This is a genomic window from Pseudomonas sp. AKS31 (assembly GCF_023634765.1).
Classification (GTDB): Bacteria; Pseudomonadota; Gammaproteobacteria; order Pseudomonadales; family Pseudomonadaceae; genus Aquipseudomonas.
Map to the genome: position 1 here is coordinate 1 of NZ_JAMLFX010000048.1, position 281 is coordinate 281.

Sequence of the window (281 nt, forward strand, 5' to 3'; positions counted from 1 at the left end):
TGCCGGGTCGAGTTGTTGCCCGCCCGCACATGACTCAGTTCGAACAGGTTGCCGCCGTTGTCGTACCGATAGGTCTGGGTGTAGTTGAGGCGATTGTTCGGGTCGCCCGGTTGCGGCAGGCCGGGAATGTCCGGCGGCGGGGCGTCGTCGTAGCCGGTGGCGCTGGTCAACCGATAGAGCGAGTCGTAGGTGAAATCGCGGTGGCCATCGATCAACTGGTTGGCGAAGTAACGTGGCTGAAACGCGTGGTCTTCAATGCGGGTGATATTGCCGACGCGGTC

The 281-nt window shown here is 62.3% G+C and carries 1 pseudogene; it reads right to left on the reverse strand.

Annotation, left to right across the window (positions count from 1 at the left end):
• Positions 1-281: pseudogene (locus tag M9827_RS27665) on the reverse strand (toxin); the annotation flags it as partial.